We start from the raw sequence: 20,238 nt of genomic DNA, 5'->3' as shown, positions 1-20,238 counted from the left end.
GCGGTCTTCCCACACTAAAATCCGGATACCCAAAAAAGACGGGCCCCCGTGGGAGCCCGTCCTGTTGCGTCGCTACCGCGTGGATCAGGAGCGGATCGGCACCAGGGTGATCTCGACGCGGCGGTTCTTCGCCCGGCCGGCATCGGTGTCGTTGCTGGCGATCGGGCGGCTCTCGCCGGCGCCGGTGATGATGAAGCGATCGCGCATCAGGCCCTTCGACATGAGGTAGTCGCCCACCGAGTCGGCGCGGCGGACCGACAACTCCTGGTTGTAGGCGTCGGTGCCCTTGCTGTCGGTATGGCCGGCCACCTCGACGATGGTCTGGTTGTACTCGCGCAGCGTCGCGGCAACGTCATCCAGCACCGGATAGAACTGCGGCTGCAGGGCGGAGCTGTCGAAACCGAAGGTGATGTTGTCGGGCATGTTCAGGGTGATGTTGTCGCCCTGGCGGACCACGTCGACGCCGGTGCCGGCCATGCGCTCGCGCAATGCCCGCTCCTGGCGGTCCTGGTAGTTGCCAATGGCGCCGCCGGCGAGGCCGCCGACGCCGGCACCGACCAGCGCGCGCTGGCGGCGCTCGGTCGCGTCGTCACCGCTGAGCAGGCCGGCCACGGCGCCCACCGCCGCGCCGATGATGGCGCCGCGCTTGGTGCGGTCGTTGCTCGGGTCCGGGCCCTGTCCGTACGGATCCTGCTGCCCGTAATAGCCGCCGCCGGAGGTCGCGCAGCCAGCGAGCATGGCGGTCATCACTGCGGCGGCGAGGGTGTATCGCATCTGAGGTTTCATGTGTGTCCCTTCTGGCTGTGGCCTTGAACCGGCACAAAGCTAAACACGCCCGCGTATGAGGCGGGTGACGGGCCGGCCCGCCTGTTCAGGTTGCAGCGGGATTGCGCCGTCAACGCTCGACGAAACGCACGCGGCGGGTGATCGAGCAGGTCAACTCGTAGCCGATCGTTCCGGCAGCGTGGGCCACCGTCTCCACCGGCAGTGCCGGCCCCCACAACGTTACCGGGTCACCGACGCGAGCGTCCGGCACGTCGCGCAGGTCGATCGTCACCAGGTCCATCGAGACCCGGCCCACCAGCGGCGCGCGGCGATCGTTGACCAGCACCGGCGTGCCCGACGGCGCGGCGCGCGGGTAACCATCGCCGTAACCGATCGCGGCGACGCCGACCGGCATGTCCTCGGGGCACTCCCAGGTGGCCGCGTAGCCCACGCGCTCGCCCTTGCGGATCCGGTTGATCGCGATCAGCCGGGTGCCGAAGGTCATCGCCGGCTGCAGGCCGAAATCGGCACCGGTGCGGCCCTCCACCACCGAGATACCGTACAGCGCGCCCCCGGCGCGGACCCAGTCGGCATGCGCCTCGGGCCAGCCGAGCACCGCGGCCGAGTTGGACAGCGAGCGCTCGCCCGGCAGCCCGGCCACCGCCTCGTTGAACACGCGGATCTGGTCGCGCGTCTGGCGGCCGTGCGACGGCGCGTCCTCGAACTCGTCGGAACTGGCGAAATGGTTCAGCAGCCGGATGTCGCCCACCACGCCGCCGAGCGCCGCCAGCCGCGCATGCGCATTGCGCGCGTCCTCCGGCGCGAAGCCGAGGCGGTGCATGCCGGTGTCGATCTTCAACCAGCAACCGATCGACTCGCCGGGGTCGGCCTGCTCCAGCATCTCCAGCTGGCTGACGTGGTGGATCGCGGAGTCGACGTGCAGCGCACGCAGGCGACCGATGTCGGACGGCTCGTCGAAGCCCGACAGCAGCAGGATCGGCTGCGAGATGCCGGCTGCGCGCAGGCGTTCGGCGTCCGACAGCGCGGCGACGCCGAACGCGTCGGCGCCCGACAGCGCACGCGCGACCCGCTCCAGGCCGTGGCCGTAGCCGTCGGCCTTGACCACCGCCATCACACGGCTGCCGGGCGCGCGGGCACGCACCTGCCCGAGGTTGTGGCGCAGCGCGCCGGTGTCGATGACCGCGGTGGTGGGTCGTGCCATGCGCGCTTGCCTGTGGGGTTACTCGAAGCTGCCGATCGAATCGTGCGCGAGGTTGTCGAAACGGGTGTATTCGCCGAAGAACTTCAGCTTTATCGACCCGGTCGGGCCGTTACGCTGCTTGCCGATGATGACCTCGGCCAGGCCCTTGTCGGGCGAATTCTCCTTGTTGTAGTAGTCGTCGCGATAGATGAAGACGATCACGTCGGCGTCCTGCTCGATGGCGCCGGACTCGCGCAGGTCGGCCATCACCGGGCGCTTGTCGGCACGCTGCTCCAGCGAGCGGTTGAGCTGCGACAGCGCGATCACCGGCACGTTGAGTTCCTTGGCCAGGTGCTTGAGCGAACGCGAGATCTCGGAGATCTCGGTCGCGCGGTTCTCGCTGTTGCCGGGCACCGCCATCAGCTGCAGGTAGTCGATCACCACCAGCCCGAGATCGTGCTCGCGCTTGAGCCGGCGCGCCTTGGCCCGCAACGCGTCCGGGGACAGGCCCGGGGTGTCGTCGATGAAGATCTTGGCTTCCTTGAGCATCCGGATCGCGCTGGTCACCCGGCTCCAGTCCTCGTCCTCCAGCTGGCCGCTGCGCAGGCGCTGGGCGTTGACCCGGCCGTTGGAGGAGATCAGGCGCAGCGCGAGCTGGCTGGCCGACATTTCCATCGAGAACACCGCGACCGCCTTCTTGCTCTTGATCGCCGCGTACTCGGCGATGTTGAGCGCGAGCGTGGTCTTGCCCATCGCCGGGCGCGCGGCGAGGATCAGCAGGTCGGTCGGCTGCAGGCCGGCGGTCATCTCGTCGAACTCGGTGTAGCCGGTCGGCAGGCCGGTGACGCTGCCGCCGCTGGCGTAGCGCGTCTGCAGCACGTCGAAGGCTTCCGACAGCGCGGTATTGATCGCGGTGAAGTCGCTGCGGCCCTTGGCGCCGGCCTCGGCGATCGCGAACACCTGCTGCTCGGCCGACGACAGGATCTCGCTGCTCTCGCGGCCGTCGGGCTGGAAGCCGTCGTTGACGATGCTGGTGCCGACCTCGATCAGCTGCCGCAGGATCGCCTTGTCGCGGACGATCTCGGCGTAGGCCTTGATGTTGGCAGCCGACGGCGTGGTGCTGGCCAGCTCGATCAGGTAGGCGCCGCCGGCGACCTGCTCGGCCTCGCCGATCGACTCGAACCATTCGCCCAGGGTGACCGCGTCGAAGGGCTTGTTCTTCTCGGCCAGTTCGCGGATGGCGCGGAAGATCAGCTGGTGGTCGCGGCGGTAGAAGTCGCGCTCGGCCAGGCTGTCGGCGACGGTGTCGTAGGCCTCCGGCGCGAGCATCAACCCGCCGAGGACGGCCTGCTCGGCCTCGACCGACTGCGGCGGCACGCGCAGCTGGTCGATGCGCTGCTCGGCGCGGGTCTCGAAGCGGGAGTCGCGGAACTCACCGCGGAAGCCGGGGCGTGCGCTCATTGGATAGTGTCCTGGCTGGGGCCATCGCTGCGACGCGCACGCGGGCCGACGGTCCATCGTAGGGCCGGACGCGCCGGGGCGTTGCAGATAAGTCTGTGGATATCGGGTGGATAGCGTGCCACCGGAGGCCATCCGGGTTGTCGCACGGCACCGTCGCAGCCGCTGCGACGGGAACGGAACCGGCGGCCGCAAATACGAAGGGCGCCTTTCGGCGCCCCTCGCGTGCATCAGCGGCCGGTTGGACTCAGACCACTTCGCCCTCGACGACCACCTTGACGGTGGACTCGATGTCGGCGTGCAGGTGGACGACGACCTCGTACTCGCCGGTGCGGCGGATGGCGCCCTCGCCCATGATCACCTCGGACTTCTCGACCGGGTAGCCGGCCTTGGTCAGCGCCTCGGCGATGTCGCGGTTCGTGATCGAACCGTACAGCTTGCCTTCGGTCGCGGCGTTGGCGCGGATGGTGACCGACACGTCGGCGAGCTTGGCCTGGCGGGCCTCGGCCTCGTCGTGCATGGCCTTGGCCTTGGCTTCGTACTCGGCGCGGCGCGCCTCGAACTCTTCCAGGTTGGCGGCGGTGGCCGGCACGGCCTTGCCCTGCGGGACCAGGAAGTTGCGGCCGTAGCCCGGCTTGACGTCGACCTTGTCGCCGAGCTTGCCGAGGTTCTGCACGTTCTGCAGGAGGATCAGTTGCATGGTGTTGCTCCGTATTCGTTAGCGGGGCCCAGGCCCCGCAACACTGGCTGTCCGAATGACCGGGAGGCCGATCAGGCGTTGTGGTTGTCGGTGTACGGGATCAGCGCGAGGAAACGCGCGCGCTTGACGGCCGTGGCCAGCTGGCGCTGGTACTTCGACTTGGTGCCGGTGACGCGCGACGGGACGATCTTGCCGGTCTCGGTCAGGTACTGGCGCAGGGTGTTGAGATCCTTGTAGTCGATCTCCTTGACGCCCTCGGCGGTGAACTTGCAGAACTTGCGGCGGCGGAAGAACTTGGACATGTGCGTGCTCCTCAGGCGGCTTCGTTGGTGTCGTCGGACTTCTCGTCCGAACCGGCGTCGGACTTGCCGCCCTCGCCGTCACTGCTGTCGTCGTCACGGCGGCGGCGCTCGCCACGCTCGGGCTTGTCGCCCTTCTCGTCCTTGAACTTCATGATCAGCGACTGCTCGGTGTCGGCCGCGTCGCGCTTCATGACCAGGTGGCGCAGCACCGCGTCGTTGAAGCGGAAACCGTCGACCAGCTCGTTCAGCACGTCCTGGCTGCACTCGATGTTGAACAGCACGTAGTGGGCCTTGACCAGGTTCTCGATCGGGTACGCCAGCTGGCGGCGGCCCCAGTCCTCGAGACGGTGGATCTTGCCCTCGCCGCCCTCGATCAGCGCCTTGTAGCGCTCGATCATGGCCGGCACCTGCTCGCTCTGGTCCGGGTGGACCAGGAACACGACTTCGTAATGACGCATGGTGTTTTCCCTGTGGATATCGGCCTTGCGGCCGGACAGCCCCCCTGCCGGGCGGGATCCGCGACGTGCAGGTGGGGCAAGGTTCCCCCGGCCAGGCCGGAGGAAGCCGCGCATTATGGCAGTTCCGGAGCCCGGCGGCCAGTCACGCGGAGATCGGGCCGAACCGCCCCCGAGGCGCGTTCAGGCGACATCGGCGTCGGTGGTGAAGCTCTCGCCGCAGCCGCACTCGGCGCTGGCGTTGGGGTTGCGGAACAGGAACTGCTCGCCCAGCCGCTGCTTCACCAGGTCGATGGTGGTGCCCTCCACCTGCGGCAGGCTCACCGCGTCGACGTAGATCCGCACGCCGTCCTGCTCGAACACGGTGTCGCCGGCGCGTTCGTCCCTGGCCAGGTCGGCGGTGTACTGCCAGCCCGAACAGCCGGTGCGGGTCACGCCGAAGCGCAGGCCGATCGCATCGGGGGTCTCGACGAGGTAACGCTGGACGCGGGCGAGCGCGTCGGGGGTCAGGTTGACGGGCATGGGGGCTCCGGTGGTGGCTGCGACAGCGTGTGGCCACGCTCGATTATAGCGGCGCGGGGTGAACCGCTCCGGTAGACTGCGCCCCTTGATATCGGCCCGGGCAGGCGGGGATTCAAGCCTGCCGGTGCCGCTGGACCGAGCCCCCACGAGAACCACTCCATGACCACGACAAGCGTGCAACACGCACTCGCAGGCCGGCTGCCGGTCGGCGGCGAAGTCACCGTCCGCGGCTGGGTCCGCACCCGGCGCGACTCCAAGGCGGGGCTGAGCTTCGTCAACGTCAGCGACGGCTCGTGCTTCGCCCCGATCCAGGTCGTCGCGCCGGCCACCCTGTCCAACTACGAATCCGAGGTGAAGCACCTCACCGCCGGCTGCTCGGTGATCGCCACCGGCGAGCTGGTCGAGTCGCAGGGCCAGGGCCAGGGCTTCGAGATCCAGGCCAGCAGGGTCGAGGTGGTCGGCTGGGTCGACGACCCGGAGACCTACCCGATCCAGCCCAAGGCGCACTCGCTGGAGTTCCTGCGCGAGGTCGCCCACCTGCGCCCGCGGACCAACCTGTTCGGCGCGGTCACCCGCATCCGCGACTGCCTGTCCAAGGCGGTGCACCGGTTCTTCCACGAGAACGGCTACTTCTGGATCAGCACGCCGATCGTGACCACGTCCGACGCGGAGGGCGCCGGGCAGATGTTCCGGGTCTCCACGCTGGACATGGCCAACCTGCCGCGCAACGCGAAGGGCGAGGTCGATTTCAGCCGCGACTTCTTCGGCAAGGAGACCTTCCTCACCGTGTCCGGCCAGCTCAACGTCGAGGCCTACTGCCTGGCGCTGAGCAAGGTCTACACCTTCGGCCCGACCTTCCGCGCGGAGAACTCCAACACCACCCGCCACCTCGCCGAGTTCTGGATGGTCGAGCCGGAAATCGCCTTCGCCGACCTGGCCGAGAACGCCCGTGTCGCCGAAGACTTCCTCAAGTACCTGTTCCGCGCGGTGCTGGACGAGCGTGGCGACGACATGGCGTTCATCGCCGAGCGCGTGCAGAAGGACGCGGTGACCCGGCTGGAGGCGTTCATCAACGCGCCGTTCGAGCAGATCGACTACACCGACGCGATCAGGCTGCTGCAGGACTCGAAGCAGAAGTTCGACTTCCCGGTCGAGTGGGGCCTGGACCTGCAGACCGAGCACGAGCGCTGGCTGACCGAGCAGCACGTCGGCCGCCCGGTGGTGGTCAGCAACTACCCCGAGCACATCAAGGCGTTCTACATGCGCCTCAACGACGACGGCAGGACCGTCGCGGCAATGGACGTGCTGGCGCCGGGCATCGGCGAGATCATCGGCGGCTCGCAGCGCGAGGAGCGGCTGGACGTGCTCGACGCGCGCATGGCGCAGTTCGGGCTCGACCCGGAGCACTACCAGTGGTATCGCGATTTCCGCCGCTACGGCTCGGTGCCGCATTCGGGCTTCGGGCTGGGCTTCGAACGGCTGGTGGTCTACGTGTGCGGCCTGTCCAACATCCGCGACGCGATTCCCTACCCGCGCGCGCCGGGCACGGCCGAGTTCTGACCGGCCGACGAGGTTGCCGACGTGATCCTGTTCTTCGCCCTGCTCTTTCTCGCGCTGGCCATCGCCGGTGCGACCGCGTTCGTGATCTTCTGGCCGCTGATGCTGGTGCACGTGCGCGACCGCTATCCGCAGCTGGAGGCGAACCTCGGCAGCAACGCGTTCGCCCGGCCGTCGGCCTGGGCCTGGCTGCTGCGCGGCGGCTACCGCAGCGAGGGTGACCGCAACCTCGACGGCCTCGCCACCCCGGCACGGGTCGCGCTGTGCACCATCATCGCCGGGCTGGTCGGCGCCGGCGTCCTGTACCTGCTGTCCCTGGCGCTTGCATGAGCGATATCCGCATGAACGACGAAACCACCGCGCCCACCGCAACCGCCCGCGACCAGTGGTGGCTCGCCACCATCGGCCGCACCGTGGTCTGGGCACGGCTGCGGGTGCGCGAGGCCGGCACCGCGGAGGTGTTCGACAGCGACGGCAACACGCTCGCCTACGACAGCGAGGACAGCGCCCGCGCCGCGCTGATGGACGCCGAGTTCAGCGCGGTCGACGGGATGGACGAGGACGACGCCGCTGCACGCGGCTTCACCCTTGCCGAGCTCGATCCACCCACCGGCAGCGATGACGAACTGGCGGGCCGCATGGTGCTGAAGCTGCCGTCGCGCCATTGACCACGCCCGACAGGGCCTCCCCGGGAGACTGACGATGGACCTGAACCTCCACGGCCGGCATGCGCTGGTCTGCGGTGCCAGCCAGGGCATCGGCCTTGCCACCGCGCAGGAACTCGCCGGCCTCGGCGCCGACGTCACCGTGCTGGCGCGCCGCGAGGACGTGTTGCGCGACATCGCCGGCCAACTGCCGCGCACGGGCGCGCAGGCGCACGGTTGGCTCGCCGCCGACGCCACGGACATCGACCGCCTTCGGGCGAAGGTAGAGGCGCTGGTCGCCGGCAAGCCGGTCCACATCCTCGTCAACAACAGCGGCGGCCCGGCGCCGGGCACGATCCGCGGCACCGACCCGGCGGCGTTCGAGGCCGCGTACCGCCAGCACCTGCTCGCCAACCACGTGCTGGCGGAGGCGGTGGTGCCGGGCATGGAGCGCGACGGCTGCGGCCGCATTGTCAACGTCATATCGACCTCGGTGAAGGAACCGATCCGCGGCCTCGGCGTGTCCAACACCACGCGCTGGGCGGTGGCCAGCTGGGCCAAGACGCTGGCGACCGAACTGGCGCCGCGCGGAATCACCGTCAACAACGTGCTGCCGGGCTCCACCGAGACCCCGCGCATCGAACAGATCATCGCGACCAATGCCGAACGTGGCGGCCGCAGCCAGGAGGAGGTGTTCGCCGCGATGGTCGCCGAGATCCCGCTGGGCCGCTTCGCCCGGCCGGAGGAAACCGCCAGCGCGATCGCCTTCCTGTGCTCGCCGGCGGCCGCCTACATCACCGGCGTCAACCTGCCGGTCGACGGCGGCCGCACGCGCTCGCTCTGAACGCGCCGGCCGGGGCGACGGTCAGTCCAGGCGCAGGCGGGCGTCGCCGGAGAACGTCTCGACCGAGATCTCGCCGTCGCCGCTGCCGTAGCGGTGCTCGAAGCTTGCCCCCGGACCGTGCCGCGGCCGCTCGATCCGCGCGTCCGGCGCGTCCAGGTCGCCACTGAAGCTCTCGCCGCGCACCTGCGCCGACAGGCCGGCCGGCAACCGCAGGTCGATGTCGCCGCTGACCGACTCCATCGCGATCTCGCCGCCCGGCGCCAGCGCGGTGCGAAGCGCGATGTCGCCCGACACCGTGGCCACCGACACCGAGCGCACGCTCGACTCGTGCACCGCGATATCGGCGTCGCCGGACACGGTGCCCACGTTGACCTCGCCGTCCAGCCGCCCGCCCAGACGGATGTCGCCGCTGACGGTGGCGAGGTCGACCTCGCGGCTGTTGCTGGTCACGCGCAGGTCGCCGCTGACGCTCTCGATCGACAGTTCACGCGGCGCGCCGACCACGGTGACGTTGCCGCTGACGCTGTCGATCGACACCTCCGACAGCGCCACGCCCATCACGTCGACATCGGCCGCGACCGAGTCGATCTCCAGGTCGGCGCGGATCGGCACCATCAGGTGCAGCCGGGTCGGGCCGGTGTTGTCGGACGACAGCAGGCCGAAGCCGCCGCGGCTGGGGTACTTGACCCGCACGCTGAGGCTGCGCCCGTTGCCGTCGATCTCCAGCTTCTCGACGCCCTCGCCGAGCGAGCCGGTGATCTTCACCTCGGGCCGGTCCCAGGCCTCGACATCGATCCGGCCCTTGAGGTTGTCGATCTCGACGCGGCCGTCGGGGTCGAGGGCGCGGGTCTCGTCGATCGGGGTGTCGGCCCAGGCGCTGCTGGCGGCCAACAGCAGGGCGCAGGCGACGGCGGGGATGGGCATGGCGCGGCGAAGGTTCATGGTGGCTCCGGATCAACTGAGGGCGGCGCGCTGGGACAGGGCGAGCCGCCGGGCATAGGTGCGGCGCAGCTGCTGCAGCAGCAGGCGCGAGTCGGGGTCGTGGGCGAGCGCGTCGAGGATGATCCCGGCGCTGCGGTCGAGTTCGTCGAGGGCGGTCCGGTAGGCCGCATCGCCCACGGGGGCAGCGCCAGAGGCGTCGAGTTCGACCAGCGCGGCATCGTACTGCCTAGTCATGCCGGCGACCTCGCGCTGGACCAGGGTGGGCGGCGCGGCTGCGGTGTCGGCCATCCGCACAGCGTCCGTCGTGCCGGGACTGCCCGGCATCCACCAGCCGGCAAAGCCGATCACCGCCAGCAGGCTCGCGGCCAGCGCGACCGGCACCAGCAGGCGCCGCCGCGGGCGGGCGGCCGGCGGGCGGACCAGCGCGGCCTCGATGCCCGGCCAGAGGTCGCGCCCGGGTGCGCCGTCCTGGCGCATGGCGCGCAACCGCCAGCGCAGGGCGCCGTCGATGTCGTTGTGGTTGTCACCGGTCATGCGTGTGCTCCCAACCGCTCGCGCAACAGGCCGCGCGCTCGGTGCAATTGCGCCTTGGAACTGCCCACCGCCATGCCCAGCTCGGTGGCGATCTCCTCGTGCTTCCAGCCTTCCACGTCGTACAGCACCAGCACGGCGCGGGCGCGCGGCGGCAGGCTGGCGACGGCGCGCTCCAGGTCCATCGACAGCGCGGTGGTCTGCCCGGCCGAGTCGACGGTGCCGAGCACGTCGAAGGCGTCATCCTCGCCGTCGTCCTGCGGGCGGGTGCGTCGCCGGCGCAACTCCATCAGCGCGGTGTTGACCGCCAGCCGGTGCAGCCAGGTCGAAAACGCGGCCTCGAAGCGGAACGCCGGCAGCGCCTGCCACGCACGCACGAAGGCCTCCTGCGTGAGGTCGTCGGCGCGCGCGCCGCGGGTGCCGACCAGCCGCCCGATCACGCCGTGGACGCGGCCGACGTGCCGCCGGTACAGCTGCTCGAACGCCGCCACCCCGCCCTTCGCCGCCGCCGCGACCAGCTCGCGCTCATCGTCGGCCACCGGAGCATCGGCGGCGCGCGCGGGTTCGGCTTCGGTCGGCAGGTCGATCACGGCGGTCAGCATAGTCACTCGGATGAACCGGCGGCACGGATGGTTTAAACCCGCCTTCGCGACCGGCGTGGCCTCCATGCGCCGGCGCATGCAGCGACGCCCGCCGGGTCGCGCGTTAAGCTTGCCGGATGCGCCTGCCCCTCTGGATCGATGGCAAAGCACGCGACCCGGCAAGCGGGCGCTGGATGCCGGTATTCGATCCGGCCAGCGGCCGCGCCTTCGCCGAGGTCGCCCAGGGCGACCGCAACGACGTCGATGCCGCGGTGGCGGCGGCGCAGGCCGCGGCGCCGGGCTGGGCCGCGCTGCCCAACAGCCGCCGCGCACGCTGGCTGGAGAAACTGGCCCACGCGCTGGAATCGCGGCTGGAGGCCTTCGCCCACGCCGAATCACGCGACGGCGGCAAGCCCATCAAGCTCGCGCGCGAGGCCGAGATCCCCCGCGCAATCAGCAACCTGCGGTTCTTCGCCCATGCCGCGACCCAGTTCGCCAGCGAGTCGCACCACGGCGAGGCCGGCCTCAACTACACCCTGCGCCCGCCGCTGGGCGTGGTCGCCACGATCTCCCCGTGGAACCTGCCGCTGTACCTGCTGACGTGGAAGATCGCGCCGGCACTTGCCGCCGGTAACGCGGTGGTCGCCAAACCGTCGGAAGTCACCCCGGTGACGGCGACGATGCTGGCGGAACTCGCCGCGGAGATAGGCTTTCCCGCCGGCGTGTTCAACCTCGTGCATGGCGCGGGGCCGGAAGTCGGCGAGCCACTGGTGGTTCACCCCGGGGTCCGGGCGGTGTCGTTCACCGGCAGCACCGCGGTCGGTCGGCGGATCGCCGGGCTGGTCGCGCCGCAGCTGAAGAAGGTCTCGCTTGAACTGGGCGGCAAGAACCCGACCCTGGTCTTCGCCGACAGCGACTGGCGCGACCACCTCGATACGCTGGTGCGCTCCGCGTTCCAGAACTCCGGCCAGATCTGCCTGTGCGGCTCGCGGATGCTGGTGGAGCGGCGGATCGAGGTCGAGTTCCGCGAGGCGCTGGTCGAGCGCGCGATGGCGATCCGCGTCGGCGACCCGATCGACGAGGACATGCAGCTCGGCCCGCTGGTGTCGCAGGCGCATTTCGACAAGGTGGTCGCGGCAATCGCCCGGGCGCGCGCCGAGGGCGGCCGCGTGCTGTGCGGCGGCAATGCGCTGGACCGGCCCGGCTGGTTTATCGCCCCGACCGTAATTGACGGCCTCGGCCCGGACTGCGCGACCAACCGCGAGGAAATCTTCGGCCCCGTCGTGACGCTGCAGTCCTTCGACAGCGACGCCGAGGCGCTCGCGCTGGCCAACGCCGGCGACTACGGCCTGTCCGCGTCGGTCTGGACGCGCGACCTCAACCGCGCCCACCAGCTGGCCCGCGATCTGCGCGCCGGCATGGTCTGGATCAACACCTGGCTGCAACGCGACCTGCGCACGCCCTTCGGCGGCACCGGCGTGTCAGGCCTCGGCCGCGAAGGCGGCGCCGAGGCGATGCGATTCTTCACCGACGCCAAGAACGTCGGTCTCCACCTGGACTGAGTACCCCGATGCCATCACTTTCCGAACTGCTGCGACAGAACCATGCCTGGGCCGAACGAGTCAGCGCCGAGGACCCCGGCTTTTTCGAGCGGCTGTCGCGCCAGCAGGCCCCCGAGTACCTGTGGATCGGCTGCTCCGACTCGCGCGTGCCCGCCAACCAGATCATCGACGTCGCCCCGGGCGAGGTCTTCGTCCACCGCAACATCGCCAACGTCGTGGTCCACACCGACCTCAACTGCCTGTCGGTGATCCAGTTCGCGGTCGACGTGCTCAAGGTCAAGCACATCCTGGTCGTCGGCCATTACGGTTGCGGCGGTGTCCACGCGGCGCTGCACGGGCGCCGGCTCGGGCTGTCGGACAACTGGGTCCGGCACGTTGCCGATGTCGGCGAGAAGCATCGCGACACGCTGGGCAGCTTCGACGACGACGAGCTGCGCCACGACCGACTGTGCGAGCTGAACGTGCTCGAACAGGTCACCAACCTCTGCCACACCACCATCGTCCGCGACGCCTGGACGCGCGGCCAGCAGCTTGCCGTGCACGGCTGGGTGTACACCCTGCGCGACGGCAAGGTGCATGACCTCGGCATCGACGTGGACGCCTCCGAGCGGTTGCCGGGCAAGTACGCAGACGCCCTCGCCCGCATCCGCATCGACCGGGAAGACCGCTGAGATGGCCGGGGTCGTCCGTGCCGGCGGCGCGCCGAAACCGGTCGGCGCCTACCCGCACGCCCGCCGGGTCGGCCAGTTGCTGTTCCTGTCCGGCATCGGTCCGCGCGACCCCGACACCAACGCCATCGTCGGCAACGTCCACGACGCCGACGGCCGGCTGATCAGCTACGACATCGACGCCCAGACCCGAGCGGTGTTCGCCAACGTGCGCACGGTGCTGGAGGCCAGCGGCGCCCGCTGGGAGGACCTGGTCGACGTGACCGTCTACCTGACCGACATGGCCGGCGACTTCGCGCGCTACAACACGGTCTGGGCCGAGTATTTCCCCGACGTCGACGCCGCGCCCTGCCGTACCACCCTCGGTATCGACGCCCTGCCGACTCCGATCGCGATCGAGCTCAAGTGCGTCGCCGCCCTGCCCGACTGACGGAGAACCGCCATGCCGCTGCCCGCCCCCATCGACCTGCAGGCCTGGATCGAGGAGCACCGCGAGCTGCTCAAGCCGCCGGTGGGTAACAAGTGCATCGTCGATGACGACTACATCGTGATGATCGTCGGAGGGCCCAATGCCCGCACCGACTACCACTGGGAGGAAGGCCCGGAGTTCTTCCACCAGCTGGAGGGCGAAATGGTGCTGCGCATCCAGGAAGACGGCCGCCCGCGCGACATCCGCATCCGCGCCGGCGAGATGTTCTACCTGCCGCCGCGGGTGCCGCACAGCCCGCAGCGCATGCCCGGCTCGGTCGGGCTGGTGATCGAGCGCCGCCGGCTGGCGCACGAGGACGACGCGCTGATGTGGTTCTGCATCGACTGCAACCACAAGCTGTACGAGGAATCATTCCACCTGGTCGACATCGAGCAGGACTTCTTCCGCGTGTTCGAGAACTTCTACCGCGACGAGACCCTGCGCACCTGCGACCGGTGCGGCACGCTCAACCCGCGGCCGTCGCGCTACGAGCTTGACGCCGACTCGCAGGCCGACATCACCTGAGCGCAGCCTGGGGCATGATGCAACGATGCTGAAGATCGACACCCACGCCCACTACCTGCCGCGCGACTGGCCCGACCTGGCGCGCAAGTACGGCGAGAACCGTTTCCCGGTGATCCACCACACCGAGGACGGCCGCCACCGCATCTACAAGGACGGCAGGTTCTTCCGCGAGATCTGGTCCAAGACCTGGGACCCGCAGGAGCGCATCGACGACTACGCCCGGTTCGGGGTGCAGGTGCAGGTGCTGAGCACGGTGCCGGTGATGTTCTGCTACTGGGCCCGGCCGCACCACGCGCTGGAGCTGCACCAGGCGCTCAACGACCACATGGCGCAGACCTGCCGCGACTACCCGCGGCACTACGCCGGCATCGGCACCGTGCCGTTGCAGTCGCCGCGGCTGGCGACGCAGGAGCTGGAGCGCTGCATGGACCAGCTCGGCCTGCAGGGCGTGCAGATCGGCAGCCACGTGGTCCGCGCCGACGGCGGCAACTGGAACCTCGACGCGCCCGAGCTGTTCGACTTCTTCCAGGCCGCGGCCGAGCTGGGCGCGGCGATCCTGGTCCACCCGTGGGACATGATGGGCACCGACACGATGCCCAAGTACTGGTTGCCGTGGCTGGTCGGAATGCCCGCCGAGCAGTCGCGCGCGGCGTGCGCGCTGATCTTCGGCGGCGTACTGGAGCGGCTGCCGAAGCTGAAGATCTGCCTCGCCCACGGCGGCGGCGCGTTCCCGTACACCATCGGCCGCATCGAACACGGTTTCAACATGCGCCCGGACCTGGTCGCGACCGACAACCCGCGCAACCCGCGCGAATACCTCGGCCAACTGTTCTTCGACTCCTGGGTGGCCGACCAGGCGGCGCTGCGCTACCTGCTGGACACCTGCGGCGTCGACCGGGTGATGCTCGGCACCGACTACCCCTTCCCGCTCGGCGAGCAGGCACCCGGCGCCGGCATCGACCGCCTGCAGCTGGACGAGGCCGGGCAGGCGCGCCTGTTCCACGGCACCGCGCTCGAGTGGCTGGGGCTGCCCCGCTCCCGCTTCGCCTGACATCGATACTCCCACCCGCACCAGAAGGACCTTCGCCGAAGTGACCGATCCGTACTCGCTCGACCACGCCCGTGCCCTCGATGCCGCCGACCCGCTGCCCACCCTGCGCGCCGAGTTCCACGTGCCGATGCATGGCGACGCCGAGCAGGCCTACTTCGTCGGCAACTCGCTGGGCCTGCAGCCGCGCGGCGCCCGCGCGCAGGTGGAGGACGTGCTGGACAAGTGGTCGATGGAGGCGGTCGAGGGCCACTTCCGCGGCCATTCGCAGTGGCTCAGCTACCACGGGCTGATGCGCGAGCCGCTGGCGCGGCTGGTCGGCGCCAAGCCCGTTGAGGTGGTCGCGATGAACTCGCTGACCGCCAACCTGCACCTGATGATGGTGAGCTTCTACCGGCCGACCGCCGAGCGGCCGGCGATCCTGATCGAGGCCGGCGCGTTCCCCTCGGACCGCTACGCGGTGGCGTCGCAGATCGCCTTCCACGGCTTCGACCCGGACACCGACCTGATCGAGCTGGAGCCCGACCAGCCCGGCGGGGTGTTCTCGATGCCGGCCATTGCCGACGCGATCGAACGGCACGGTCCACGGCTGGCGCTGGTGCTGTGGCCCGGCGTGCAGTACCGCACCGGGCAGGCGTTCGACCTCGGCGAAATAACCCGGCTGGCGCATGCGCAGGGCGCGCGCTGCGGGCTGGACCTCGCCCACGCGGTCGGCAACGTCGAACTGTCGCTGCACGACGACGGCGCCGACTTTGCCGTCTGGTGCCACTACAAGTACCTCAACAGCGGCCCGGGCGCGGTGGCCGGCTGTTTCGTGCATGAGCGCCATGCGCGCGCCGGCCTGCCGCGGTTCGCCGGCTGGTGGGGGCACGAGCAGGAGAGCCGGTTCCGGATGGGGCCGGAGTTCGTGCCCAGCGAGGGCGCCGACGGCTGGCAGCTCAGCAACCCGCCGATCCTCGGGCTGGCGCCGCTGCGCGCCTCGCTGGACCTGTTCGACCGCGTCGGCATGCCGGCACTGCGCGAAAAATCGCAGCGCCTCACCGGCTACCTGCAATGCCTGATCGACGACCGCCTTGCCGACACCCTCGAGGTGCTGACCCCGCGCGACCTGCCCCAGCGCGGCTGCCAGCTGTCGATCCGCGTGCGCGGCGGGCGCGAACAGGGCCGCGCGCTGTTCGACCACCTCGCCGCCGAGGGCGTGCTGGGTGACTGGCGCGAACCGGACGTGATCCGCATCTCGCCGGCGCCGCTGTACAACACCTTCGAAGACGTGTTCCGCTTCGCCCGGTCCGTCGCGGCCTGGCGCGACGCCGGCGCATAGCCCGCCACCACCGGACGCGAGAGGCCCGTGCCGTTGAATCCGCCGAACGACAAGCACCTCACGATCATCGGCGCCGGCCTGGCCGGTGCCCTGCTCGCCACCCTGCTGGCCCGCCGCGGCTGGGAGGTCGACGTCTACGAGAAGCGCGACGACCCGCGCAAGCGCGACCTCGAACGCGGCCGCTCGATCAACCTGGCGCTGGCCGAGCGCGGCCGCAACGCCCTGCGCAACGCCGATGCCGACGAGGCGGTGATGGCACAGGCGGTGATGATGCGCGGCCGTATGGTGCACTTCGCCGACGGCCGCACCGACCTGCAGCGCTACGGCCGCGACGACAGCGAGGTGATCTGGTCGGTCCACCGGGGCGAGCTCAACCGCATCCTGCTCGACATCGCCGAGGCCGCGGGCGCGCGCGTGCATTTCGACCTCGGCCTGCAATCCGTCGACTTCGAGGCCTGCACCGCACGCTACGCCCGTCGCGACGGTGAAACCCACGACGTCCCGTTCCGCACCCTGATCGGCGCCGATGGCGCCGGCTCGCAGCTGCGCCAGTCGATGGGCACGGTGGCCGACCTCGGCGAGCGCACCGACTTCCTCGACCACTCCTACAAGGAGCTGGAGATCCCGCCGGCGGCCGACGGCGGCTTCCTGATCGAACCCAATGCCCTGCACATCTGGCCGCGCGGCCGCTACATGTGCATCGCCCTGCCCAACGACGAGCAGACCTTCACCGTCACCCTGTTCCTGCCCAATACCGGCAACCCGACGGCCGGCGTGCCGGGTTTCGACAGCATCCGCAGCGGTGCCGATGCGCGCGCGCTGTTCGACCGCGAGTTCCCGGATGCCTCGGCACTGATCCCGCGGCTGGAGCACGACTTCGACCATAACCCGACCGGCGTGCTTGGCACGTTGTACCTCGACCGCTGGCACCTGGACGGGCGCGCGGTGCTGGTCGGCGACGCCGCCCACGCGATGGTGCCGTTCCACGGCCAGGGAATGAACTGTGCGTTCGAGGACTGCGTCGCGCTGGCCGACCACCTCGACCGGCACGGCAACCGCGCCGAAGCCTTCGCCGCGTTCCAGCGCGAGCGGCTGCCCAACGCCCGCGCGATCCAGCACATGGCGCTGGAGAACTACCTGGAAATGCGCGACCGGGTCGACGACGACGACTACCTGCTGCAGCGCGCCCTCGAGCACAAGCTGGCCGAGCGCCACCCGGACCGCTTCGTCCCGCGCTACGCGATGGTGACTTTCCGCCACATCCCCTACGCCGTCGCACTGGTGCGCGGCAATCTCCAGCGCGAGTTGCTGGTGCAGCTGACCCGCGGCCACGACAGCCTCGCCACGCTGGACTGGGACAAGGTGGACGCCGCCGTGCGGGCGAAGCTGGCACCGCTGCCCGCGGACCGCTGACCGATGCCCGCCAGCTTCCTGTTCTACGACCTCGAAACCTTCGGCTCCGACCCGCGTGGCAACCGCATCGCCCAGTTCGCGGCGATCCGCACCGACAGCGACCTCAACCCAATCGAGGAGCCGATCAGCATCTTCGTCCGCCCGGCCGACGACCTGCTGCCCTCGCCTACCGCGACGCTGATCACCGGCATCACCCCGCAGCATGCGCTGCGCGAGGGCATGCCCGAGGCGGCCGCGTTCGCGCTGATCTGCGAGGAGATGTCGCGCCCGGAAACCTGCACGCTGGGCTACAACTCGCTGCGCTTCGACGACGAGTTCGTCCGCCACGGGCTGTTCCGCAACTTCTTCGACGTCTACGAGCGCGAGTGGCGCGGCGGCAACTCGCGCTGGGACCTGCTCGACGTGTTCCGCTTCGCCCACGCGCTGCGTCCGGACGGGCTGGTCTGGCCCAGGCGCGAGGACGGCGCGACCTCGTTCAAGCTCGAACACCTGGCCGAGGCCAACCACGTCCGCGAGGGTGACGCCCACGAGGCGCTGTCGGACGTGCGTGCGCTGATCGGCCTTGCCCGCAAGCTCAAGCACGCGCAGCCGCGGCTGTGGGACTACGCGCTGCGCCTGCGCGACAAGCGCTACGTGGCCAGCCTGCTCGACACCGTGGCGATGACGCCGGTGCTTCACGTCTCCCAGCGCTTCCCCGCCAGCCGCCTGTGCGCGGCGCCGATGGTGCCTGTGGCGCGCCACCCGCACATCGACAATCGCGTGATCGCCTTCGACCTCGGCCAGGACCCGGCACCGCTGCTGGAGCTGGACGCCGGGGAGATCGCGGCGCGGCTGTACGTGCGCAATGCCGACCTGCCCGAAGGCGTGGAACGGGTCGCACTGAAGGAGATCCACCTCAACCGCAGCCCGGCGCTGTCGGCGTGGGCGCACCTGCGGCCGGAGGATTTCGACCGTCTCGGCATCGACCCGGACGAGGCCGAGGCGCGTGCCGCGCGCATTCACGCGGCCGGCCCGGCGCTGGTCGAGAAGATCCGCCTGGTGTTCGCGCGCGCACACGAGCGCGGCCCGTCCGACCCCGACGGCAGCCTCTACGACGGTTTCATCGACGGCGCCGACAAGCGCCTGCTGCCCCAGGTCCGCTCGACCCCGCCGGAGGCGCTCGGCGCGGCGGAGTTCGGCTTCCGCGATGCGCGCCTGCACGAGCTGCTGTTCCGCTACCGTGCCCGCAACTGGCCCGAAACCCTGTCACCGACCGAACAGGCGCGCTGGAACGACTACCGGCGCCGGCGCCTGCGCGACGACACCGCCGGCGCAGAGCACGGATTCGCCCGGTTCGACGCCGAGCTCGCCGAGCTGCGCGCAACCCACGCCGACAACCCGCGCAACCTCGCCCTGCTGGCCGAGCTGGCGGACTGGCGCGATGGGATCGAACGCAGCCTGGCGTGACCGGGCTCAAGCCGTCCCTGCAGGCCGGGCGCTAGGATTGCGCGCATGGCCACCTACTTCAGCGATGCCGCCTTCCGCTTCCTGCGCGCGCTAGCCCGCAACAACAATCGCCAGTGGTTCCACGAACACAAGGCCGACTACGAGGCACACATCCGCGCGCCCTACCAGCGCCTGCTGACCGACCTGCAGCCGGTGGTGGCGGAGCTGAGCCTGCACTACCGCGCCGACCCACGGGCGGTCGGCGGCTCGATGTTCCGGATCAACCGCGACACCCGTTTCGCGAACGACAAGTCGCCGTACAAGACCTGGCAGGGCGCGAAGATCTTCCACGAGCGCCACCGCCAGGTGGAGGCGCCCTCGTTCCACCTGCACATCCGTCCGGGCGGCTGCTTCGTCGGCGCCGGGCTGTGGCATCCGGCATCCGACACGGTGCGCCGGGTGCGTCAGTTCATCCTCGACAACCCGGCCAGCTGGAAGGCCACCGCGCACGGCCCGAAGCTGCGCCGCCGCTTCGCCCTCGACAAGGGCGAGATGCTGGTGCGGATGCCGCGCGGGTTCCCGGCCGACTTCGAGTTCGCCGAGGACCTGCGGCGCAAGAACTTCGTCGCCCGGCGCGCACTCGACGAGGACACCATAACCGGGCCACGGCTGCTGTCGACCCTGCGCACCGACCTGGCGACGCTCGCGCCGTTCACCGACTACCTCTGCGCCGCGCTGGACCTGGAGTTCTGAGATGAAGAAGTGGCTCGCCCTGCCCGTCCTCGCCATCGTGCTGCTGCTCGGCTATGTCGTCGCGGGGCCGTTCCTGGCCTACAACGGCATCCGCGACGCGGTGCAGGCGCAGGACACCGCCGTGCTGTCGCGGCATGTCGACTTCCCGCAGCTGCGGGCCAACCTCAAGGCCCAGCTCGACGATTACCTGGTCCGCCGCGCAGGCGTGGATGCGCAGTCCAGCCTGTTCGGTGCGGTGGCGGTGCGCATCGCAAGCGGACTGGCCGGCGGCGCGGTGGACACCATGGTGACCCCGGCCGGCATCGGCGCGTTGCTGCAGGGTCGATCGGTCTGGCACCGCGCCAGCGGCGGCGGCGTCACCGACAACACCTACGAACACGCCGCGCCGACGGACCCACTGCGCGAGCCGGAGTACGGCTTCGAATCGTTGTCCCGCTTCACCGCCACCGTCCACGGCGACGGCGGGGCTCCGGTGACGTTCGTGCTGAGCCGTGACGGCCTGCGCTGGAAGCTCACCGATATCCGCTTGCCGCTCACCACATCCGGGTAGCC

24 protein-coding genes are annotated in these 20,238 nt (G+C 70.2%); 14 read left to right on the top strand and 10 right to left on the bottom strand.

The genetic code is table 11. The annotated features are described in order from the left end of the window. Positions 1–84: 84 nt before the first annotated feature. The 7 genes from N799_RS04045 to N799_RS04015 form a co-directional block, all read right to left on the bottom strand. Positions 85–786 carry a YiaD family glycine zipper/OmpA-like lipoprotein gene (locus N799_RS04045; RefSeq protein WP_036208216.1) on the bottom strand — a complete coding sequence of 234 codons (702 nt, stop codon included), beginning with the start codon at positions 784–786 and terminating at the stop codon, positions 85–87. 109 nt (positions 787–895) lie between these two features. After that, positions 896–1,987, bottom strand: a complete 1,092-nt coding sequence (gene alr, locus N799_RS04040; protein ID WP_036208214.1) for an alanine racemase — start codon at positions 1,985–1,987, stop codon at positions 896–898. A gap of 18 nt (positions 1,988–2,005) precedes the next feature. Further along, positions 2,006–3,427, bottom strand: a complete 1,422-nt coding sequence (locus N799_RS04035; protein WP_036208211.1) for a replicative DNA helicase — start codon at positions 3,425–3,427, stop codon at positions 2,006–2,008. 244 nt (positions 3,428–3,671) lie between these two features. Beyond that, positions 3,672–4,124, bottom strand: coding sequence for a 50S ribosomal protein L9 (rplI, locus tag N799_RS04030; RefSeq protein ID WP_036208208.1), 453 nt, complete (start codon positions 4,122–4,124; stop codon positions 3,672–3,674). Between the two features lie 71 nt (positions 4,125–4,195). Next, complete coding sequence (gene rpsR, locus N799_RS04025; protein ID WP_031372470.1) at positions 4,196–4,426, bottom strand: 30S ribosomal protein S18; 231 nt, start codon at positions 4,424–4,426, stop codon at positions 4,196–4,198. 11 nt (positions 4,427–4,437) lie between these two features. Further along, positions 4,438–4,884: a 30S ribosomal protein S6 gene (rpsF, locus tag N799_RS04020; RefSeq protein WP_036208205.1), complete on the bottom strand. Its 447-nt coding sequence runs from the start codon at positions 4,882–4,884 to the stop codon at positions 4,438–4,440. A 180-nt stretch (positions 4,885–5,064) separates the two neighbouring features. Continuing rightward, positions 5,065–5,403, bottom strand: a complete 339-nt coding sequence (locus N799_RS04015; protein WP_036208202.1) for a HesB/IscA family protein — start codon at positions 5,401–5,403, stop codon at positions 5,065–5,067. Between the two features lie 159 nt (positions 5,404–5,562). On the opposite strand from N799_RS04015, the gene asnS reads away from it, so the two are divergent. Genes asnS through N799_RS03995 form a run of 4 tightly spaced genes read left to right on the top strand, consistent with a single transcriptional unit; the run spans position 5,563 to position 8,448 of the window. Continuing rightward, on the top strand, positions 5,563–6,963 hold the full coding sequence (gene asnS / locus N799_RS04010; RefSeq protein WP_036208199.1) for an asparagine--tRNA ligase: 1,401 nt from the start codon (positions 5,563–5,565) through the stop codon (positions 6,961–6,963). Positions 6,964–6,984: 21 nt separating this feature from the next. Then, positions 6,985–7,290 carry a hypothetical protein gene (locus tag N799_RS04005; RefSeq protein ID WP_036208197.1) on the top strand — a complete coding sequence of 102 codons (306 nt, stop codon included), beginning with the start codon at positions 6,985–6,987 and terminating at the stop codon, positions 7,288–7,290. Positions 7,291–7,301: 11 nt separating this feature from the next. Then, entirely contained in the window at positions 7,302–7,628 is a 327-nt protein-coding gene (locus N799_RS04000; RefSeq protein ID WP_036208194.1) for a hypothetical protein, read from the top strand. Positions 7,629–7,662: 34 nt separating this feature from the next. Further along, a complete protein-coding gene (locus N799_RS03995) occupies positions 7,663–8,448 on the top strand; it encodes an SDR family oxidoreductase (RefSeq protein ID WP_036208191.1) in 786 nt (261 codons plus the stop codon). A 21-nt stretch (positions 8,449–8,469) separates the two neighbouring features. Here N799_RS03995 and N799_RS03990 read toward each other — a convergent pair whose 3' ends face one another. The 3 genes from N799_RS03990 to N799_RS03975 are packed head-to-tail and all read right to left on the bottom strand — an operon-like array spanning position 8,470 to position 10,523. Continuing rightward, on the bottom strand, positions 8,470–9,390 hold the full coding sequence (locus N799_RS03990) for a DUF4097 family beta strand repeat-containing protein (protein ID WP_081974679.1): 921 nt from the start codon (positions 9,388–9,390) through the stop codon (positions 8,470–8,472). A 12-nt stretch (positions 9,391–9,402) separates the two neighbouring features. Next, entirely contained in the window at positions 9,403–9,924 is a 522-nt protein-coding gene (locus N799_RS14285) for a hypothetical protein (protein WP_052101190.1), read from the bottom strand. Then, positions 9,921–10,523 carry an RNA polymerase sigma factor gene (locus N799_RS03975; RefSeq protein WP_052101189.1) on the bottom strand — a complete coding sequence of 201 codons (603 nt, stop codon included), beginning with the start codon at positions 10,521–10,523 and terminating at the stop codon, positions 9,921–9,923. The genes N799_RS14285 and N799_RS03975 overlap by 4 nt, the downstream gene beginning before the upstream one ends. A 116-nt stretch (positions 10,524–10,639) precedes the next feature. On the opposite strand from N799_RS03975, the gene N799_RS03970 reads away from it, so the two are divergent. From N799_RS03970 to N799_RS03925, 10 genes are read left to right on the top strand one after another with little or no spacing between them, the layout of a single operon-like run. Then, positions 10,640–12,064 carry an aldehyde dehydrogenase gene (locus N799_RS03970; protein ID WP_036208185.1) on the top strand — a complete coding sequence of 475 codons (1,425 nt, stop codon included), beginning with the start codon at positions 10,640–10,642 and terminating at the stop codon, positions 12,062–12,064. Positions 12,065–12,072: 8 nt separating this feature from the next. Beyond that, positions 12,073–12,735: a carbonate dehydratase gene (gene can, locus N799_RS03965; RefSeq protein WP_036208182.1), complete on the top strand. Its 663-nt coding sequence runs from the start codon at positions 12,073–12,075 to the stop codon at positions 12,733–12,735. A 1-nt stretch (position 12,736) separates the two neighbouring features. Beyond that, positions 12,737–13,162, top strand: coding sequence for a RidA family protein (locus tag N799_RS03960; RefSeq protein ID WP_036208179.1), 426 nt, complete (start codon positions 12,737–12,739; stop codon positions 13,160–13,162). A 12-nt stretch (positions 13,163–13,174) separates the two neighbouring features. Then, positions 13,175–13,726 (top strand): 3-hydroxyanthranilate 3,4-dioxygenase, encoded by a 552-nt coding sequence (locus N799_RS03955; protein ID WP_036208176.1) that lies wholly within the window; start codon positions 13,175–13,177, stop codon positions 13,724–13,726. A gap of 25 nt (positions 13,727–13,751) precedes the next feature. Beyond that, positions 13,752–14,777, top strand: coding sequence for an amidohydrolase family protein (locus N799_RS03950; protein ID WP_036208173.1), 1,026 nt, complete (start codon positions 13,752–13,754; stop codon positions 14,775–14,777). Between the two features lie 40 nt (positions 14,778–14,817). After that, entirely contained in the window at positions 14,818–16,095 is a 1,278-nt protein-coding gene (gene kynU / locus N799_RS03945) for a kynureninase (protein ID WP_036208170.1), read from the top strand. A 33-nt stretch (positions 16,096–16,128) separates the two neighbouring features. Continuing rightward, the gene (locus N799_RS03940) at positions 16,129–17,508 is read left to right on the top strand and encodes an FAD-dependent oxidoreductase (RefSeq protein ID WP_036208166.1); all 1,380 of its coding nucleotides are present in this window, start codon (positions 16,129–16,131) and stop codon (positions 17,506–17,508) included. Between the two features lie 3 nt (positions 17,509–17,511). Then, the gene (gene sbcB / locus N799_RS03935; RefSeq protein WP_036208161.1) at positions 17,512–18,954 is read left to right on the top strand and encodes an exodeoxyribonuclease I; all 1,443 of its coding nucleotides are present in this window, start codon (positions 17,512–17,514) and stop codon (positions 18,952–18,954) included. A 45-nt stretch (positions 18,955–18,999) separates the two neighbouring features. Continuing rightward, positions 19,000–19,686 carry a DUF2461 domain-containing protein gene (locus N799_RS03930; protein WP_036208158.1) on the top strand — a complete coding sequence of 229 codons (687 nt, stop codon included), beginning with the start codon at positions 19,000–19,002 and terminating at the stop codon, positions 19,684–19,686. A gap of 1 nt (position 19,687) precedes the next feature. Beyond that, positions 19,688–20,236, top strand: coding sequence for a DUF2939 domain-containing protein (locus N799_RS03925; protein ID WP_036208155.1), 549 nt, complete (start codon positions 19,688–19,690; stop codon positions 20,234–20,236). The last annotated feature ends 2 nt before the right edge of the window (positions 20,237–20,238 follow it).

The sequence above is a fragment of the Lysobacter arseniciresistens ZS79 genome (assembly GCF_000768335.1).
Classification (GTDB): domain Bacteria; phylum Pseudomonadota; class Gammaproteobacteria; order Xanthomonadales; family Xanthomonadaceae; genus Novilysobacter; species Novilysobacter arseniciresistens.
The sequence above is the reverse complement of the archived record's forward strand: the minus strand, read 5'-3'. Positions and strand labels throughout refer to the sequence as shown.

Coding starts and splice junctions, on each gene's coding strand:
- rpsF (WP_036208205.1), bottom strand. CDS start 4,884: ATGCGTCATTACGAAGTCGTGTTCCTGGTCCACCCGGACCAGAGCGAG.
- can (WP_036208182.1), top strand. CDS start 12,073: ATGCCATCACTTTCCGAACTGCTGCGACAGAACCATGCCTGGGCCGAA.
- N799_RS03970 (WP_036208185.1), top strand. CDS start 10,640: ATGCGCCTGCCCCTCTGGATCGATGGCAAAGCACGCGACCCGGCAAGC.
- N799_RS03950 (WP_036208173.1), top strand. CDS start 13,752: ATGCTGAAGATCGACACCCACGCCCACTACCTGCCGCGCGACTGGCCC.
- N799_RS03995 (WP_036208191.1), top strand. CDS start 7,663: ATGGACCTGAACCTCCACGGCCGGCATGCGCTGGTCTGCGGTGCCAGC.
- N799_RS04015 (WP_036208202.1), bottom strand. CDS start 5,403: ATGCCCGTCAACCTGACCCCCGACGCGCTCGCCCGCGTCCAGCGTTAC.
- N799_RS03990 (WP_081974679.1), bottom strand. CDS start 9,390: ATGAACCTTCGCCGCGCCATGCCCATCCCCGCCGTCGCCTGCGCCCTG.
- N799_RS14285 (WP_052101190.1), bottom strand. CDS start 9,924: ATGACCGGTGACAACCACAACGACATCGACGGCGCCCTGCGCTGGCGG.
- N799_RS03975 (WP_052101189.1), bottom strand. CDS start 10,523: ATGCTGACCGCCGTGATCGACCTGCCGACCGAAGCCGAACCCGCGCGC.
- N799_RS03960 (WP_036208179.1), top strand. CDS start 12,737: ATGGCCGGGGTCGTCCGTGCCGGCGGCGCGCCGAAACCGGTCGGCGCC.
- N799_RS04045 (WP_036208216.1), bottom strand. CDS start 786: ATGAAACCTCAGATGCGATACACCCTCGCCGCCGCAGTGATGACCGCC.
- N799_RS03955 (WP_036208176.1), top strand. CDS start 13,175: ATGCCGCTGCCCGCCCCCATCGACCTGCAGGCCTGGATCGAGGAGCAC.
- N799_RS04000 (WP_036208194.1), top strand. CDS start 7,302: ATGAACGACGAAACCACCGCGCCCACCGCAACCGCCCGCGACCAGTGG.
- rpsR (WP_031372470.1), bottom strand. CDS start 4,426: ATGTCCAAGTTCTTCCGCCGCCGCAAGTTCTGCAAGTTCACCGCCGAG.
- sbcB (WP_036208161.1), top strand. CDS start 17,512: ATGCCCGCCAGCTTCCTGTTCTACGACCTCGAAACCTTCGGCTCCGAC.
- N799_RS03925 (WP_036208155.1), top strand. CDS start 19,688: ATGAAGAAGTGGCTCGCCCTGCCCGTCCTCGCCATCGTGCTGCTGCTC.
- asnS (WP_036208199.1), top strand. CDS start 5,563: ATGACCACGACAAGCGTGCAACACGCACTCGCAGGCCGGCTGCCGGTC.
- alr (WP_036208214.1), bottom strand. CDS start 1,987: ATGGCACGACCCACCACCGCGGTCATCGACACCGGCGCGCTGCGCCAC.
- rplI (WP_036208208.1), bottom strand. CDS start 4,124: ATGCAACTGATCCTCCTGCAGAACGTGCAGAACCTCGGCAAGCTCGGC.
- N799_RS03930 (WP_036208158.1), top strand. CDS start 19,000: ATGGCCACCTACTTCAGCGATGCCGCCTTCCGCTTCCTGCGCGCGCTA.
- N799_RS04035 (WP_036208211.1), bottom strand. CDS start 3,427: ATGAGCGCACGCCCCGGCTTCCGCGGTGAGTTCCGCGACTCCCGCTTC.